The organism is Nesterenkonia sp. NBAIMH1 (genome assembly GCF_007922635.1).
In the GTDB taxonomy this organism is placed as follows: domain Bacteria; phylum Actinomycetota; class Actinomycetes; order Actinomycetales; family Micrococcaceae; genus Nesterenkonia; species Nesterenkonia pannonica.
On the sequence record NZ_CP042335.1, the window covers coordinates 2,211,646 to 2,227,066 of the forward strand.

Here is a 15,421-nt window from a genome sequence, read left to right on the forward strand (position 1 = left end):
GCCTGCTCAGCCCCCGCCCAGGGCGTCCTGAATGGGTCCGGAGACGAAGTACAGCAGGAACATCGCGGAGGTGACGTACATCAGCGGGTGCGCGTCCGTGAACTTTCCGCGGAGCGCCTTGATCACCGTGAATGTGATGAAACCGGCTCCGATCCCGTTGGTGATGGAGTAGCTGAAGGGCATGATCACGATGGTCATGAAGGCCGGGATGGCTATCTCGGCGTCGGTCCAGTCGATCCTGGTGATCTGCTGCATCATCAGGAACCCGACGAGGACGAGGGTCGCGGAGGCTGCCTCGGTGGGGATGACGGCAGCGAGCGGCGCCAGCACGATCGTGGCGAGGAACAGTGCGCCGGTGACGACGTTGGCCAGCCCGGTCCGGGCTCCGTCCCCGACGCCCACGGTGGACTCGATGAATCCGGAGTTCACCGAGGTGCCGCCCATGCCGCCGCCGATGGTGCCGACCGCATCGGAGACCATGATGCGGCGCGAGTGGGGAATCTCCCCGCGCTCGTCCCGGATCCCGCCGGTGTTGGAGACCCCGACCATGGTCCCGAGCAGGTCGAAGAAGTTGGCCAGCAGGAGGGTGAAGACCAGAAGGGCTGCGGCGACGACCCCCACCGACTCCCAGGAGCCCAGCAGATTGAACTCTCCCAGCAGGGAGAGGTCGGGGAGGGCGAACCACTCCTGGTCCAGGGAGGGCACGTTGAGGTCCCAGCCGTACGGCTGGTCCTCGCTCGCGGGACCGACGCTGAGGACCGCCTCGATCGTGATGGCCAGCACCGTCGCCGAGACGATCGAATAGAGGATGGCGCCCCGCACGTTCGCCGACCACATCACGAACAGGGCGAAGAGGGCCACCAGGAAGATCAGCAGCGGCCAGCCGAAGACGAACCCGTCGACGCCCAGCTCAAGGCCTGTGCCTCCGGCGTTCTGGATGAATCCGGCGTTGACCATGCCGATGAGGGCGATGAACAGGCCGATCCCCACACTGATCGCCACTTTGAGCTCAGGCGGGACTGCGTTGAAGATCGCTGACCGGAAGCCAGTCAGCACCAGGATGAGCAGGATGACGCCTTCGATCACCACCAGGCCCATGGCGTCGGCCCAGGTCATCCCGGGAAGGATCACGATCCCGTAGGTGATGAACGCTGACAGTCCCAGCGACGATGACACGGCCATCGGGAACTTCCCCAGCACGCCCATGAGGATCGTCAGCGTGCCTGACACCAGCGACGTGGCCGCTGCGACAGCGGGAAGGTTGGGCTCGCTGCCCCCTCCCAGGTACTGCCCGGTGGAATCGGCGGAGGCGCCGATGATGAGCGGGTTCAGGACGATGATGTACGACATCGCCAGGAATGTGGCGATGCCGCCGCGCATCTCTCGGCTGACCGTGGATCCGCGAGCCGAAATCTCAAAGTAGCGGTCGAGGCGGCCGCGGGGCTCAGGCGGAAACGGCTGCTGGGAAGTCTGTGCAGAGCTCACGAGGGGGAACTCTATTCGCACCGGCCCCTGCCTGGCGATCCGCACCGGTAGGCTGAGGGCATGGCCATGATAACCAGCCTCGAGACCCAGATCCGCGACCTCCCCAAAGTCTCCCTCCACGACCACCTGGACGGTGCGCTGCGCCCCGCCACGCTCATCGAGCTGGCGCAGCAGGTCGGCCACGAGCTGCCGACCCAGGACCCCGAGGAGCTGGCGGAGATGTTCCGCTCCAACGCCGACTCCGGTGATCTCATGAGGTACCTGGAAGCTTTCGCGCACACCACCGCAGTGATGCAGTCCGCTGAGAACCTACGCCGGGTGGCTCGCGAATATGTGGAGGACCTCGCAGCCGACGGGGTCGTCTACGCGGAGGTCCGCTGGGCGCCGGAGCAGCATGCTGAGGGCGGCCTGAGCCTGGACGAGGCCGTGGAGGCAGTGCAGGCCGGACTCACCGACGGCGTGGAGTCCGTCTCGGACCAGGACGGCATCATCGTGGTCGGCCAGCTGCTGTGCGCCATGAGGATGAACGACCGCGCCGATGAGATCGCCGAGCTCGCCCTGCGGCACCGAGAGAGGGGCGTCGTCGGGTTCGACATCGCCGGGCCCGAGGACGGCTTCCTGCCGAGCCGCTTCGAATCGGCCTTCACCACCCTCGCCCAGAACATGCTGCCCGTCACGGTGCACGCCGGAGAGGCGGCAGGCGTGGACTCGGTCAGGGACGCGCTGGTCTCCGGGCGCGCCTGCCGGCTCGGGCACGGAATACGCATCGCCGAGGACATCACGCTCACCGAGGGCACCGATTCGCGCTCTCGGGCTGCGGAGGGCGGAGACGAGGAGCTCGTCGAGGTGAACCTGGGAGAGACCGCCCGCTGGGTCCGGGACCGCCAGGTCCACCTGGAGACCAGCCCGACGTCGAACCTGCAGACAGGCGCCGTGGCTGCCCTGTCGGGCGACGGCAGCAGCACCATGGCTGACCATCCCTTCGACATGCTTTACCAGCTGGGCTTCAACGTGGGCGTCAACACGGACAACCGGCTCGTCTCCGGCGTGACGCTCTCCGGCGAGCTCGCCGCTCTTGCTGAGGCCTTCGACTACGGCATGGCCGAGCTGGTCGACTTTCAGATCAACGCCCTGGAGGCGAGCTTCCTCGGGTACGAGGAGCGGGAGGCGCTCTCGGCCTTCATCCTGGAGGCCTGGCAGTAGCGATGGAGCACATGGCCGCGCTGCAGCGCACCGTCGCCGAGCTGCGGGAGCACTGCCCATGGACGCGCGCCCTGGACCACCAGGCCTTGGCCGGATACCTCACGGAGGAGGCCGAAGAGGTCTCGGAGGAGATCCGCGCGGGATCGATGGGCGATCCGCTGCGCAAGGAGCTGGGCGACGTCCTGCTTCAGGTCGTCCTCCACGCCCAGCTCGCAGCGGAGCGCGGAGAGTTCACCCTCGACGATGTCGCTGAGGCCATGTACTCCAAGCTGGTCCGCCGCAGTCCCCACGTCTACCGGCCTGACGGCACCCTCGACCCTCGCCGGGCGAGTCTCGAGGAGATCGAGGCTGCCTGGCAGCGCATCAAAGCTCAAGAGAAATCGGAAGAAGGAGAATAGCCATGTCCCTCATCGCCAGCGTCTATGGGCGCGAGATCCTCGATTCCCGCGGGAACCCCACGGTGGAGGTTGACGTCCTGCTGGACGACGGCAGCTTCGGCCAGGCCGCCGTGCCGTCGGGCGCATCCACCGGTGCCTTCGAGGCCGTCGAGCTGCGGGACGAGGACACCTCCCGCTACCTCGGCAAGGGCGTGACCAAGGCCGTCAAGGCCGTCAACGAAGTCATCGCTCCGGCCCTGGAGGCCCTGGACGCCACCGAGCAGCGCCTGATCGACCACCTGCTCCTCGAGCTCGACGACACCGAGAACAAGAGCTCGCTGGGAGCCAACGCGATCCTCGGGGTATCGCTCGCCGTTGCCAAGGCCGCCGCCGACGCCTCCGACCTGCCGCTGTACAAGTACCTCGGGGGTCCCAACGCACACGTGCTGCCGGTGCCGATGATGAACATCCTCAACGGCGGCTCGCACGCGGACTCCAACGTCGACATCCAGGAGTTCATGATCGCCCCGGTCGGCGCTTCCACCTTCACCGAGGCGCTGCGCACCGGCGCGGAGGTGTACCACGCGCTCAAGGCGCTCCTGAAGGAGAAGGGGCTCTCGACCGGACTGGGCGATGAGGGCGGCTTCGCCCCCGACCTGCCGTCCAACCGAGCAGCCCTTGACCTGATCACCGAGGCGATCACCCGGGCCGGCTACCAGCCCGGCAAGGATGTGGCCCTGGCCCTCGACGTGGCCGCCTCGGAGTTCTACTCCGACGGCGCCTACACCTTCGAGGGCGAGTCGAAGACGCCCGAGCAGATGAGCGAGTACTACAGGGAGCTCGTCGAGTCCTACCCCCTGGTCTCCATCGAGGACCCCCTCGACGAGGACGACTGGTCGGGCTGGAAGACGCTCACCGACGCGATCGGTGCTCAGGTCCAGCTCGTCGGCGACGACCTGTTCGTGACCAACCCCACTCGCCTGGCCCGGGGCATCGAGAGCAGCACCGCCAACAGCCTGCTCGTCAAGGTCAACCAGATCGGCTCCCTCACGGAGACTCTGGATGCGATCAGCCTCGCCCAGCGCAGCCAGTACACCACCATGATCAGCCACCGCTCAGGCGAGACCGAGGATGTCACCATCGCGGACATCGCCGTGGCCACCAACGCAGGCCAGATCAAGACCGGTGCTCCCGCGCGCTCCGAGCGGGTCGCCAAGTACAACCAGCTTCTGCGCATCGAGGAGGAGCTGGGCGACGCTGCGGCCTACGCGGGACGCAGCGCATTTCCGCGCTTCACCCCCTGATCAGACCTCGCACTGATCCCCGAATGCCCGGAGGTCCGGCCTCATATGAGGACCGGGCCTCCGGGCATTCGCAGCAGTCCAGGGGGTCCGGCCTGAGGGCCGCCGCGTGTCAAAGGTGCTGCCGGTGCGGCGGCCCCCTTAACCTGTGTACACCTTCCCATTACGCACACCGAGGACATGCCACATGGCCCGAGACGCTCAGTCAGCCGACGATGCCGGCCACACTCCTCGATCCGAGGAGAAGCAGGGCCGCCGGCCTTCGCGCACCGAGCGCGACGAGCGGCGCAGGCTCAGCGAGCGCGAGCAGGTCTCCGGCGAGATCCGCACGCCGGCCCACATCGCCGCGCGTCGAGCGCGCCGGGTGGATCGCCCTGACCGGCCATCCGCCGGGGCCTCGCGCCGCTCCCCGGTGAGCGCATCGGCCGCCGTCCCCGAGCGGACCCTCTCAGGCCGCGCGATCGTGCTGACCATCGTGGCCCTCGTCGTCGTCTCCTTCCTGGTTCCCACGGTCCGGACGTACTTCCAGCAGCAGAGCGAGCTCGAGGAGCTCTCCGTCCAGATCCGCGCCGAGCAGCAGGAGCAGGCCGACCTCTACGCAGAGCTGGCCCGGTGGGAGGACCCGGAGTTCGTCACCCAGCAGGCCCGGGAGCGGCTGAACCTCGTGCAGCCCGGCGACCGTCGGTATCACGTGATGAATGCCTCCGCCGATGAGCCGGTGGAGGAGGAGGCGCAGGAGGAGCAGAGCGAATCCTGGGCCGAACGGCTGTGGGACGGCATTCTTGCGGATGCCGACGAGTGAGCGCTCGATCACCGGTACCCTGGTTCGCTGTGGAAGAGAACGCACCTGAGGCCAAGACGCCCGCCGCCGAGGATCTCGACACCCTGAGTCTGCAGCTCGGCCGGCCCGTGCGCGACGTCGTAGAGATCGGCGCGCGATGCCGCTGCGGAAGTCCCCTGGTGGCGACGACGGCCCCCCGCCTGTCGAACGGCATACCCTTTCCCACCACCTTTTACCTGACCCACCCCACCATCACCGCTGCGGTCTCGCGGCTGGAGGCCGCCGGTGTCATGGCCGAGATGAGCGAGCGTCTGCAGGAGGACTCCGCGCTCGCAGACGCGTACCGGGCCGCGCACGAGGCGTACCTGGCCGATCGGGAGCGTGTGCGGACTGCTGCCGGCCTGGAGCCCGTGTGGGAGATCGAGGGAATCAGTGCCGGAGGGATGCCGGAGCCCAGAGTGAAGTGCCTCCACGTCCACGTCGGCCACTCCCTCGCCGCGGGGCCGGGCGTCAACCCCATCGGCGATGAGGCTCTGCAGCGCATCGCAGCCGACTGGACCCTCGAGACCTGCACGTGCCGCAGCGCCTGGGACCATGGGGCTGATGTCCCGAAGAAGGATCTGTCACGGCACGTGAAGAGGCTCAGAAGCGGAGACCAGGAGTAGACATGGCCGGAACGGAAGCCCGGCGGGTGGCCGCCATCGACTGCGGAACCAACTCCATCCGCCTGCTCATCGCCGACGTCACCAGCGCGTCAGAGGCCGCCCCCAGCGTGCTCAGCGACGTGGACCGTCGGATGACGGTGGTGCGGCTCGGCGAGGGCGTCGACACTTCAGGAGAATTCTCGCCCGCCGCGCTGGAGCGCACCTTCGCCGCAGTGGAGGACTACGCCGCCCGCATCGCCGCCCACGGCGCTGAGCGCGTGCGCTTCGTCGCCACCTCCGCCAGCCGAGATGCGGCCAACAGGGACGAGTTCCTCTCCGGGGTCACGGAGCGGGTACGCGCAGCCGTGCCGGACTTCGACGGGCCCGAAGTCGTCGACGGCGACGAGGAGGCGGCCCTGTCGTTCGCGGGCGCCGCGGGCGTGCTCGACTGGGATGCTCTGCTCGCCGCCCATCCGGAGGGGAAGGTGCTCGTCGTCGATCTCGGCGGGGGATCCACCGAGTTCGTCCTGGGAACAGCAGCCGGAGCTGAGCACGGCGAATCCACCGACATGGGGTGCGTGCGCTTCGCCGAGCGGTACCTGCGATCCGACCCTCCCACTCACGACGAGATCCGTGCCGCGACGGCCGAGGTGCGCCGCATCCTCGGTGCCCTGAGCGTGCCGCTGCACGAGGTGCGAGCCGTTGTCGGGGTGGCGGGAACGGTCACCACCATCACCGCTCACGCCCTGGCGCTCACCGAGTACGACCCGGCCCGGATCAATGGGGCTCGGCTTCCCGTCGCCGCGGTCACCGAAGCCGCTGAGGATCTCGTCTCCATGGAGCGCGCCGACCGGGCGCAGCTCGGATTCATGCACCCGGGAAGGGTGGACGTCATCGGCGCAGGAGCACTGATCTGGTCCCTGATCCTCGAGCATGTCAACGACGTGACCGGCGAGGCAGCAGGATCCTGCGTGGCCAGCGAGCACGACATTCTCGACGGCATCGCGCTCTCGATCGGCGAGCAGCGGACGGCGGTGCAGCGATGAGTCTGCGCAGCCGTCCCTCGGGCCTGGTTGCCGCCGCCGCGGCTGCCGCGCTGATTCTGCCGACGGCCGCAGCGCCCGCCGGCGCGGACACCTATCGCGACATGCAGTTCTGGCTTGACGACTACGGCGTCGAAGAGGCCTGGGAGACCACCGAGGGGGAGGGCGTGACGATCGCGGTCATCGACACCGGCGTCGACGGCGGACACCCGACCCTGGAAGGAGCTGTGGTGGGCGGCGCCGACTTCTCCGGCGGCGGAGAGTCCTCCGGAGCGCCGGTCACGCAGGCCGCCACCGAGCACGGCACCCTGGTCGCCTCTCTGGCTGCCGGCCGCGGCACAGATCCCGACGAGGGCATGGCCGACGAGGACCTCTTCGACGACATGGACGACGACGAGTGGGACGAGTGGTTCGAGAACTTCGAGGCGGACCTGGAGGACGCCTACGGCGACGACTGGGAGGACGAGATCGATGAGGAGGCCCTGGATGAGTTCTACGAGACCAGGGAGTTTCCGCTCGACGAGGACCTCGAGGAGTCCGGGGGCGACGAGGAGGACGAGGACACCGACCCGCGCGGAGCAGGCGTGATCGGTGTGGCCCCCGGCGCGGATCTGCTGTCGGCATCACTGGTGCTTGAGGACCCCAATCCCTACGGCCCGGGGACCGAGGAGCAGATTGCAGAGGCTGTCACCTGGGCCGTCGATCAGGGAGCCGACATCATCAACATGTCGATCGGCTCCGGAGTCCAGGACTGGCCCGAATCCTGGGACGAGGCATTCCTCTACGCCGAGGAGCAGGACGTCCTGATCGTGGCGGCCTCCGGCAATCGCGCTGCGGGGCATCTGAGCGTCGGAGCTCCCGCCACCATTCCTGGGGTGCTGACGGTGGCCGGTGTGGATGAGGCCCGGAGCATCAGCCGGGACTCATCGTCGCAGGGCATTGCAGTGGACCTCGCGGCATCCTCGGAGCCGCTGGTGGGCGCGCTTCCGGGCGGGGGATATGCCCGTTGGGAGGGCACCTCCGGTGCGGCGCCGATCGTCTCAGGGGCCGCCGCTCTGGTTATGGCCGCTCACCCGGACCTCTCGGCCCGTGAGGTCAAGCACCGCCTGGTCTCGACAGCGGACTCCCAGGGCTCGGAGGGCGTGGACCCGGAGTACGGGCACGGCGTGCTCGATGTGGGCGAGGCCGTCAGCGGCAGCGTGCCGGAGTTCAGCGCCGCCGACTATCCCACCCTCGAGGACTGGATTCGGGTCCACCGCAGAGCCGATGCGGAGGACGAGCAGGCGCACGAGGACATCCCGGAGGCCGCCGGCGTGGAGCCCGGCCCGGAGGGCGAGCCGCGTGAGCTTCCGCGGGCTGCAGAGGTCGGAGGCGCTCAGGAATGGGCAGGCCCCGCGGCGCTGGGCATCGGCGGGCTGCTGGTGGTTCTGATGCTGACGGGCGCGGTCGTGCACCTCCTCTACCGCCGTTCCAAGCATCAGTGAGCCGGCGCGTGTGCGTGCGACAGGGCAGCGACGCATACCTATAGGATGAGAGGCATGGCAAAAACCATCCTCTCGGACAAACCTCGCATCCTGCTTGTCGGCGGCGGCTACGTCGGACTGACTGCGGCCCAGCGGCTGCAGAAGAAGGTCAAGGCGGCCGGCGGCGTCGTCACGCTCGTGGACCCGCTTCCGTACATGACGTACCAGCCCTTCCTGCCTGAGGTCGTCGGCGGTCACATCGAAGCGCGGCACGCCGTGGTGAGCCACCGTCAGCACCTCAAGGACACAGAGATCATCAACGGCAAAGTGACCTCCGTGGACCATGCCGCCAAGACCGCCGTCGTAGGCCTGGAGGAGGGGGAGAGCATCGAGATTCCCTACCAGGACATCGTCATGGGCGCCGGCGCGGGAACCCGCGTCTTCCCCATCGAGGGGCTTGCCGATGTCGGCATCGGCCTGAAGACCATCGAAGAGGCCGTCGCGGTGCGCAACCGCATCCTGGAGCGGCTCGAGACCGCCTCCCTCATGACCGATGAGGCGCAGAAGGCACGTGCACTGAGCTTCGTCGTGGTCGGCGGCGGATACGCCGGGACCGAGGCCGTGGCTGAGATGGAGGACATCATCCGCGACGCGGTGGATGCCAACTCCCGCCTGGCGCAGTCCGATGTGCGGATCGTCCTGGTGGAAGCCATGGGCCGCATCATGCCCGAGGTCACCGAGGAGCAGGCCGAAGGCGTCGTCGAGCACCTGCGCGGCAGGGGCGTGGAGGTTCTTCTGAACACCTCCCTGGGCTCCGCCGTGGACGGCGAGCTGACCCTGACATCGATGAAGGACAAGTCGGTGGTCGACACGTTCGCCGCCGACACCCTGGTGTGGACCGCCGGCGTGGCAGCCAGCCCCGTGGGCCGCGCCTCCTCCTTCCCTGTGGACGAGCGGGGTCGAATCACCGGCTCCGCGACGCTGCAGATCCTCAACGAGGAGGGCGAGGCCATCGAAGGCGCATGGACTGCAGGCGACGTCGCCGCCATCCCTGACCTCACAGGCGCAGGCCCCGGCGGGTTCTGCGTCCCGAACGCGCAGCACGCGCTGCGCCAGGCCAAGGTGCTGGCCAAGAACCTCTTCTCGGTCCGGTACGGGTCGGGCGAGATCCAGCAGTACAAGCACGAGTCCCTCGGCACCGTGGCGGGCCTGGGCATGTACAAGGGCGTCGGCAACCCGCTCGGAGTGAAGCTCAAGGGCTTCCCCGCGTGGGTGGCGCACCGCGGCTACCACGGCATGGCGATCCCCACTCTCGAGCGGACCGCCCGAGTGGCCGGAGGATGGGCCGCCGAGATGATCTTCGGCCGCGACTTCACCCCTATCCGCGACCTCGAACAGCCGCGCGAAGCGTTCCGCGCCGCAGCCGGCAAGAAGAAGGACGCCGCCAAGTAGTTCTGCGTGCGTTCTAGGATGGAAGGGTCGTCTGCGGACGGCCCTTCTTTCTTGCCCCCCGTAGCCCAATCGGCAGAGGCAGCCGACTTAAAATCGGTCCAGTGTGGGTTCGAACCCCACCGGGGGGACACAACACAGAGGGGGCCCGGTCAGCGGTCGCTGATCGGGCCCCCTCTGCTCAGAGCTACTCAGGGACGTAGTCGAACGTATCCGGGTTCGGCCCCGTGCGCTCATCCTTGTTCAGCCCGCTGATCGCGGCGACGTCCTGGTCGGAGAGCTCGAAGTCGAACAGGCTGAAGTTCTCTTCGATGCGGGACCGGGTCACGGACTTCGGGAAGACGATGTCTCCGCGCTGGATGTGCCAGCGCAGCGTCACCTGAGCCGTCGTCCTGCCCACACGCTCGGCGATGTCGACCAGCACCGGGTCCTCCAGGACCCCTCCCTGAGCGATGGGCGACCACGCTTCGGTGGCGATGCCCTGCTCTGAGCCGAAGGTGCGGACCGCGTCATTCGTCAGGTATGGGTGGACCTCGATCTGGTTGACCGCCGGCACCACGCTGGTCTCGTCGATGAGGCGCTGAAGATGCGGGATCTGGAAGTTGGAGACGCCGATCGACCGCGACTGTCCTGCCTCGTAGATCTCGATCATGGCCTTCCACGTCTCGAGGTAGTCGACGTCGATGGTGGGAAGCGGCCAATGGATGAGGAAGAGATCCATAGCCTCCACGCCCAGGGCCGAGAGTGAGTCCTGCGTCGCGCGCAGTGCGTCGTCGCGCCGGTGGAAGGAGTTGTTGAGCTTCGAGGTGATGAAGACCTCCTCCCGCGCCAGGCCCGATGCCCGGAGGGCCTCGCCGACACCGGCCTCGTTGCCGTACATCTCGGCAGTGTCGATGTGTCGATAGCCGACCTCGAGGGCGGTGAGGACGGCGTCCTTCGTCGTCTCCGGTGTGATCTGGAAGGTGCCGTATCCCAGCTGCGGAATGGTGACGCCGTTGTTGAGGGTGATCTGCGGAACTGTGCTCATTGTGCTCCTAGGGTCAGTTTCTGTCGGCTCGAAGGGTGACCTTCGACACGTAAGTATGGTGAACCTCGGAGGGGCGTCGGTTATTTCGCCCTTCGACGAGCGGCATAATATGGGCCGCTCAGCCGTTAGGATGGGGTGAGAACACACCGACGCAGTCGCGTTCGCTGGCCCTTTCCGGTCCGGCGGCACCCCTGAGGAAGAAGGAGACCGGAAACTCATGTCCAACCCGATCTTCAATACCGGAGCATTTCCGGACCAGTTCAACGAGCAGAAGCGCGAGCGCCGCCGCTTCTACATGAATTCAGACTCCGGCACGGTGTCTGAGGACCGCCGGCAGGATAAGACCTACGCCCAGCAGCACGGAATGCCGAAGGGGCAGGCCGAGTCCCTCGAACGGTCCTACGGCATGCAGGACGCAGCCGGCTCCGAGGGCGCCCCCATGACGTTCGACGACGTCATCCGCAAGACAGCGATCAGCTTCGTGGTCGTCCTGCTCGGCGCCGGCATCACGGTGACGCTCGGCGGCAGCGTGGAGGCTCCGAACTTCGGGGTCCTTTCGACGCTGCTCCTCGTCGGCATCTTCGGCGGACTGGCGCTCGGCATCGTCAACGCTGTGAAGCGAGAGCCCAATCCGGGCCTGATCCTGGCGTACTCCCTGCTGCAGGGCTTCGTCGTCGGGGCGTTCTCCATGATTCTGGAGGCCCAGTACCCCGGCATCGTGCTGCAGGCAGTGCTCGCCACGGTCTCGGTCTTCGCCGCGATCCTGATCCTCTTCAAGTCCGGCAAGGTGCGCGCCACCCCGAAGCTGAACAAGATCTTCATGGTGGCAGTGCTGGGCTACTTCATCTTCTCCATGGTGAACTTCGGCATGATGCTCTTCGGCGCCACCGACGCCATGTTCGGCCTGCGGACCGGTTGGCTCGGTGTGGCGATCGGCCTGCTGGGCATCGCCCTGGCCACCTACTCCCTGGTCCTGGACTTCACCAACATCGATGAAGGCGTCCGAGCCGGAGTCCACCAGAAGTACGGGTGGACCGCCGCCTTCGGCCTGACGGTCTCCCTGGTGTGGCTGTACATCGAGATCCTGCGGCTGCTCGCCATCCTGCGAGGTATGCAGGACTGATACGTCCTCATGCAGAAGCGGCCCGTCGGATCATCCGGCGGGCCGCTTCTCACGTGGCGGACGCTCACCGGGCATTCAGCCGCAGCGTGGCAGGATAGTACCTATGACCGTGCCCGGCCCGCCTTCGTCAGACCTCAGCGCAGAGACGCCCACGACCCCAACGGGCGGCGCCTCTGCTCCGACTGAGCCTGGGACCCACCCGCCGCAGCAGCCGCACTCCTCTCCTCGTCTGGCGGAGGAGGAGCGAATCCAGGAGGACATCCCCTGGGGTGTGCGCATCGCGGCGTCGTGGTCGTGGCGCGTCATCATCATTCTTATCGCGGCCGGCGTGGCGATATGGCTGATCAGCCACGTCATGCTGATCCTGATCGCTCTGCTCATCGCAGGTCTGCTCTCCACGCTCATCCGACCGCTGCACGACGTGTTCGTGAAGCTGAAGTTCCCCAGGGTGCTGGCGGCGATCACCACGATCCTCACCATGCTGGCGTTCATCACCGGGGTGCTCGTGCTCGTGGGCCAGCAGCTCGTCAGCGGCTTCGCTGAGATGGCGGATCAGGTCGAAGAGGGCATCTATGAGCTCATCGACTGGGGTGAGCAGACCGCCCAGAGCTTCGGGTTCCAGTTCTCCGGCGATGACTTCAACCAGGCTGTCGACGAAGTCATCGGCTGGATCCAGGAGAACCAGGAGACGATCATGTCGTCTGCAGGAGCCTTCGGCTCCGCAGCCGCCAACGTGGGCGTGGGCGCGGTCCTGATCCTGTTCACGCTGATCTTCTTCCTCTCGGACGGCCGCAGGCTCTGGGACTACATGACGCTCTTCGTCCCCGGCAAGCACCGCCCTGCGATCCACGGAGCCGGCCGGCGCGGCTGGACGGCCGTCGGCACCTACATGCGCGTGCAGGTGTTCGTCGCCTTCGTCGACGCAGTCGGCATCTACATCGGTGCGCTCATTCTCGACATTCCCCTGGCCCTGCCCATCGCTGTGCTGGTCTTCTTCGGCGGCTTCGTGCCGGTCGTCGGCGCAGTGGTCACCGGAGCCGTGGCCGTCATCGTCGCGCTGGTGGACCAGGGATTCGTCACGGCGATGATCATGCTGGGCGTGGTCGTCCTGGTGCAGCAGATCGAGTCCAACGTCCTGCAGCCCATCGTCATGGGCAAGGCCGTGAAGCTGCATCCCCTGGCAGTGGTGCTCGCGGTGACCGCCGGCACCACCCTGATGAACATCCTCGGCGCGCTGATCGCCGTTCCCATCCTCGCCTTCATCAAGCGAGCCACCCAGTACCTGAACAAGGAGGAGTGGCGGGGAGACCCCGAAGCGCTGGAGATGCGGCGCGTGCAGACCGAGGAAGCCTTCGCCCGGGAGGCCCACAAAGAGGCAGTCGAGGCCGAGGAGCAGGCCAGCATGGAGACTCTCAAACGCCGGGTGAAGCAGACGGTGCCCGGCCTGCACCCCGATCGGCCCGTCTTCAGCCGTCAGGGCTCCGCCGGCGCGAGCGAGGACCCAGGCCGGTCCGTGCCGGTGGGCCGCCCCGCAGGAGACGGCTCGAGGCCGCGCCGCGACGAGAGCTCCCCGTCAGTGCCCGCCCCCAAGCCCGCCGCCGAAGATCATCGTGAGGACAAAGAATCATGAGCATCATCTCGCAGGCCGCCGCCCCGTCACCCCGTTCCGAAGAGCGGCAGCTGTCCGTGACGCTGGATGACGTCGTCGCTGCTCGGAGCGAGCTGGAGGGCGTCATTGTTCCCACCCCGATGGAGCACTCCCGGGCGATGGGGCGCATGCTGGGCGCCACCGTCCACTTCAAGGCAGAGAACCTGCAGCGTGCCGGCTCGTTCAAGGTGCGCGGCGCCTACATCAGGATGAGCCGCCTCTCCGCGGAGGAGAAGGCATGCGGCGTCGTGGCCGCCTCCGCCGGAAACCACGCCCAGGGCGTGGCTCTGGCGGCCAAGAAGCTGGGAATCAGCGCCCGAATCTTCATGCCCCACGGGGCCGCGCTGCCCAAGATTGCGGCGACCAAGGATCACGGCGCCGAAGTGGTGCTGCACGGCTCCAACGTGGACGAGGCCCTTGCCGAAGCCCAGCGCTGCGCCGATGAGACGGGCGCCGTCATCATCCACCCCTTCAACCACACTGACGTGGTGGCAGGCCAGGGCACCATCGGCCTGGAGATCCTCGAGCAGCAGCCCGAGGTGGACACCGTCCTGATGAGCATCGGGGGAGGCGGCCTCATCGCGGGCGCAGCAGTGGCGCTGAAGGCCAAGGCTGCCGAGCAGGGGCGCGAGATACGGATCATCGGGGTGCAGGCGGAGAACGCGGCCGCCTACCCTCCGTCCCTCGCGGCCGACTCCGTGGTGCAGATCAAGGCTGCCAAGCGCACCATCGCAGACGGCATCGCTGTGGGCCAGCCGGGAGAGATCCCCTTCGACATCATCCGGGAGCTCGTCGACGACGTGGTCACGGTGTCCGAGGACGCCATCGCACAGGCGCTGATCTTCCTCCTCGAGCGATCCAAGATGGTGGTGGAGCCTGCGGGGGCGGTAGGAGTGGCGGCCCTGATGGAGGGCAAGCTCGAAGAGCTCGGCGTCGATGCGAAGAACATCGTGACCGTCCTCTCCGGGGGCAACATCGACCCGATGCTGATGATGCGCGTCATCCAGCACGGACTCGCTGCTGCTCAGCGATTCCTGCGGGTGAAGATCATGCTGCGCGACCGCCCCGGCGAGCTCGCCACCATCTCACGGCTCATCGCCTCGACGGATGCCAACGTCACCGGTGTGGACCACAGCCCCATCGGCAGCGACCTCTCCATGGGAGATGTCTCGATCACGATCACCATGGAGACCAAAGGCACCGAGCACTCCTCGCAGGTGCTGGACACGCTGCGGGCCGAAGGCTACGAGCCCATGGTGCTCAACTAGACAGCCTGCATACACAGGAGGCGACCTCCCCGGCCAGAGGCCGAAGGAGGTCGCCTCCTTGTGAGTTCGTGCCGGCCGTCAGCCGGTGTAGGTCTCGGCCGAGATGATCTTGACCTCGAGCTCGCGTCCGTTGGGCGCGGTGTAGGAGACCTGGTCACCCGCCTGCGTGCCGTTGATGGCCTCTCCCATAGGGGAGGTGGGGGAGTACACGGTGAGGTCCGAGTCACCGGCGATCTCACGATTGCCGAACAGGAACTCCAGCTCGCGGCCGGCCACATTGGCTTTCACGAGGGTGCCCGGCTTCACCGTGCCGTCGCTCTCCGGCGCATCGCCGACGACGGCATTCTCCAGAAGCTGCTCGAGGTAGCGGATGCGGGCCTCAGCTTTGCCCTGCTCCTCCTTGGCGGCGTGGTAGCCGCCGTTCTCCTTGAGGTCGCCCTCATCGCGTGCCGCAGCGATGCGGTCAACGACCTCCTGGCGTCCGGGGCCTCGGAGATGCTCCAGCTCCCCTGAGAGGCGGTCGTAGGCCTCTTGGCTCAGCCAGTTGGCGTTCTCGGCGGTCTCTGGGCTGTTCATGGTCATTGAGCCATCATAGGCCTCCCGGCTCAT

14 protein-coding genes and 1 tRNA gene are annotated in these 15,421 nt (G+C 67.3%); 12 read left to right on the forward strand and 3 right to left on the reverse strand.

What is annotated here, in order from left to right; translation table 11 throughout:
- Nucleotides 1–6: 6 nt before the first annotated feature.
- The gene (locus FS388_RS10600) at nucleotides 7–1,485 is read right to left on the reverse strand and encodes an NCS2 family permease (protein ID WP_246836192.1); all 1,479 of its coding nucleotides are present in this window, start codon (nucleotides 1,483–1,485) and stop codon (nucleotides 7–9) included.
- Nucleotides 1,486–1,545: 60 nt separating this feature from the next.
- On the opposite strand from FS388_RS10600, the gene FS388_RS10605 reads away from it, so the two are divergent.
- The 9 genes from FS388_RS10605 to FS388_RS10650 all read left to right on the forward strand — a co-directional run bounded on the left by FS388_RS10605 (nucleotide 1,546) and on the right by FS388_RS10650 (nucleotide 9,877).
- Complete coding sequence (locus tag FS388_RS10605; RefSeq protein ID WP_146341388.1) at nucleotides 1,546–2,688, forward strand: adenosine deaminase; 1,143 nt, start codon at nucleotides 1,546–1,548, stop codon at nucleotides 2,686–2,688.
- Between the two features lie 11 nt (nucleotides 2,689–2,699).
- Entirely contained in the window at nucleotides 2,700–3,086 is a 387-nt protein-coding gene (locus FS388_RS10610) for a MazG nucleotide pyrophosphohydrolase domain-containing protein (RefSeq protein ID WP_246836193.1), read from the forward strand.
- 2 nt (nucleotides 3,087–3,088) lie between these two features.
- On the forward strand, nucleotides 3,089–4,369 hold the full coding sequence (gene eno, locus FS388_RS10615; RefSeq protein WP_146341390.1) for a phosphopyruvate hydratase: 1,281 nt from the start codon (nucleotides 3,089–3,091) through the stop codon (nucleotides 4,367–4,369).
- A 184-nt stretch (nucleotides 4,370–4,553) separates the two neighbouring features.
- Nucleotides 4,554–5,168, forward strand: coding sequence for a septum formation initiator family protein (locus FS388_RS10620; protein ID WP_146341391.1), 615 nt, complete (start codon nucleotides 4,554–4,556; stop codon nucleotides 5,166–5,168).
- 29 nt (nucleotides 5,169–5,197) lie between these two features.
- Complete coding sequence (locus FS388_RS10625) at nucleotides 5,198–5,812, forward strand: DUF501 domain-containing protein (RefSeq protein WP_210410189.1); 615 nt, start codon at nucleotides 5,198–5,200, stop codon at nucleotides 5,810–5,812.
- Nucleotides 5,813–5,814: 2 nt separating this feature from the next.
- Nucleotides 5,815–6,837 (forward strand): Ppx/GppA phosphatase family protein, encoded by a 1,023-nt coding sequence (locus tag FS388_RS10630; protein WP_146341393.1) that lies wholly within the window; start codon nucleotides 5,815–5,817, stop codon nucleotides 6,835–6,837.
- Entirely contained in the window at nucleotides 6,834–8,318 is a 1,485-nt protein-coding gene (locus FS388_RS10640) for a S8 family serine peptidase (RefSeq protein WP_246836194.1), read from the forward strand. The genes FS388_RS10630 and FS388_RS10640 overlap by 4 nt, the downstream gene beginning before the upstream one ends.
- A gap of 54 nt (nucleotides 8,319–8,372) precedes the next feature.
- Nucleotides 8,373–9,749: an NAD(P)/FAD-dependent oxidoreductase gene (locus FS388_RS10645; protein WP_146341394.1), complete on the forward strand. Its 1,377-nt coding sequence runs from the start codon at nucleotides 8,373–8,375 to the stop codon at nucleotides 9,747–9,749.
- 54 nt (nucleotides 9,750–9,803) lie between these two features.
- Nucleotides 9,804–9,877, forward strand: a tRNA-Leu gene (locus tag FS388_RS10650).
- Between the two features lie 56 nt (nucleotides 9,878–9,933).
- Here the strand turns inward: FS388_RS10650 and FS388_RS10655 are convergent.
- The gene (locus tag FS388_RS10655) at nucleotides 9,934–10,773 is read right to left on the reverse strand and encodes an aldo/keto reductase (protein ID WP_146341395.1); all 840 of its coding nucleotides are present in this window, start codon (nucleotides 10,771–10,773) and stop codon (nucleotides 9,934–9,936) included.
- 217 nt (nucleotides 10,774–10,990) lie between these two features.
- Between FS388_RS10655 and FS388_RS10660 the strand changes: the two genes are divergently transcribed.
- The 3 genes from FS388_RS10660 (at nucleotide 10,991) to ilvA (ending at nucleotide 14,812) form a co-directional block, all read left to right on the forward strand.
- Nucleotides 10,991–11,896, forward strand: coding sequence for a Bax inhibitor-1/YccA family protein (locus FS388_RS10660; RefSeq protein ID WP_146341396.1), 906 nt, complete (start codon nucleotides 10,991–10,993; stop codon nucleotides 11,894–11,896).
- A 103-nt stretch (nucleotides 11,897–11,999) separates the two neighbouring features.
- Complete coding sequence (locus FS388_RS10665; RefSeq protein WP_146341397.1) at nucleotides 12,000–13,526, forward strand: AI-2E family transporter; 1,527 nt, start codon at nucleotides 12,000–12,002, stop codon at nucleotides 13,524–13,526.
- Nucleotides 13,523–14,812, forward strand: coding sequence for a threonine ammonia-lyase (gene ilvA / locus FS388_RS10670; RefSeq protein WP_146341398.1), 1,290 nt, complete (start codon nucleotides 13,523–13,525; stop codon nucleotides 14,810–14,812). The genes FS388_RS10665 and ilvA overlap by 4 nt, the downstream gene beginning before the upstream one ends.
- A 78-nt stretch (nucleotides 14,813–14,890) precedes the next feature.
- Here the strand turns inward: ilvA and greA are convergent, their stop codons facing one another.
- Nucleotides 14,891–15,394 carry a transcription elongation factor GreA gene (gene greA / locus FS388_RS10675; protein ID WP_146341399.1) on the reverse strand — a complete coding sequence of 168 codons (504 nt, stop codon included), beginning with the start codon at nucleotides 15,392–15,394 and terminating at the stop codon, nucleotides 14,891–14,893.
- Nucleotides 15,395–15,421 lie beyond the last annotated feature (27 nt).

Bases quoted from the DNA above. Each gene is read 5' to 3' on its own strand.
- FS388_RS10605 (WP_146341388.1), top strand. From the start codon at position 1,546: ATGGCCATGATAACCAGCCTCGAGACCCAGATCCGCGACCTCCCCAAA.
- FS388_RS10610 (WP_246836193.1), top strand. From the start codon at position 2,700: ATGGCCGCGCTGCAGCGCACCGTCGCCGAGCTGCGGGAGCACTGCCCA.
- eno (WP_146341390.1), top strand. From the start codon at position 3,089: ATGTCCCTCATCGCCAGCGTCTATGGGCGCGAGATCCTCGATTCCCGC.
- FS388_RS10620 (WP_146341391.1), top strand. From the start codon at position 4,554: ATGGCCCGAGACGCTCAGTCAGCCGACGATGCCGGCCACACTCCTCGA.
- FS388_RS10630 (WP_146341393.1), top strand. From the start codon at position 5,815: ATGGCCGGAACGGAAGCCCGGCGGGTGGCCGCCATCGACTGCGGAACC.
- FS388_RS10640 (WP_246836194.1), top strand. From the start codon at position 6,834: ATGAGTCTGCGCAGCCGTCCCTCGGGCCTGGTTGCCGCCGCCGCGGCT.
- FS388_RS10645 (WP_146341394.1), top strand. From the start codon at position 8,373: ATGGCAAAAACCATCCTCTCGGACAAACCTCGCATCCTGCTTGTCGGC.
- FS388_RS10655 (WP_146341395.1), bottom strand. From the start codon at position 10,773: ATGAGCACAGTTCCGCAGATCACCCTCAACAACGGCGTCACCATTCCG.
- FS388_RS10660 (WP_146341396.1), top strand. From the start codon at position 10,991: ATGTCCAACCCGATCTTCAATACCGGAGCATTTCCGGACCAGTTCAAC.
- FS388_RS10665 (WP_146341397.1), top strand. From the start codon at position 12,000: ATGACCGTGCCCGGCCCGCCTTCGTCAGACCTCAGCGCAGAGACGCCC.
- ilvA (WP_146341398.1), top strand. From the start codon at position 13,523: ATGAGCATCATCTCGCAGGCCGCCGCCCCGTCACCCCGTTCCGAAGAG.
- greA (WP_146341399.1), bottom strand. From the start codon at position 15,394: ATGACCATGAACAGCCCAGAGACCGCCGAGAACGCCAACTGGCTGAGC.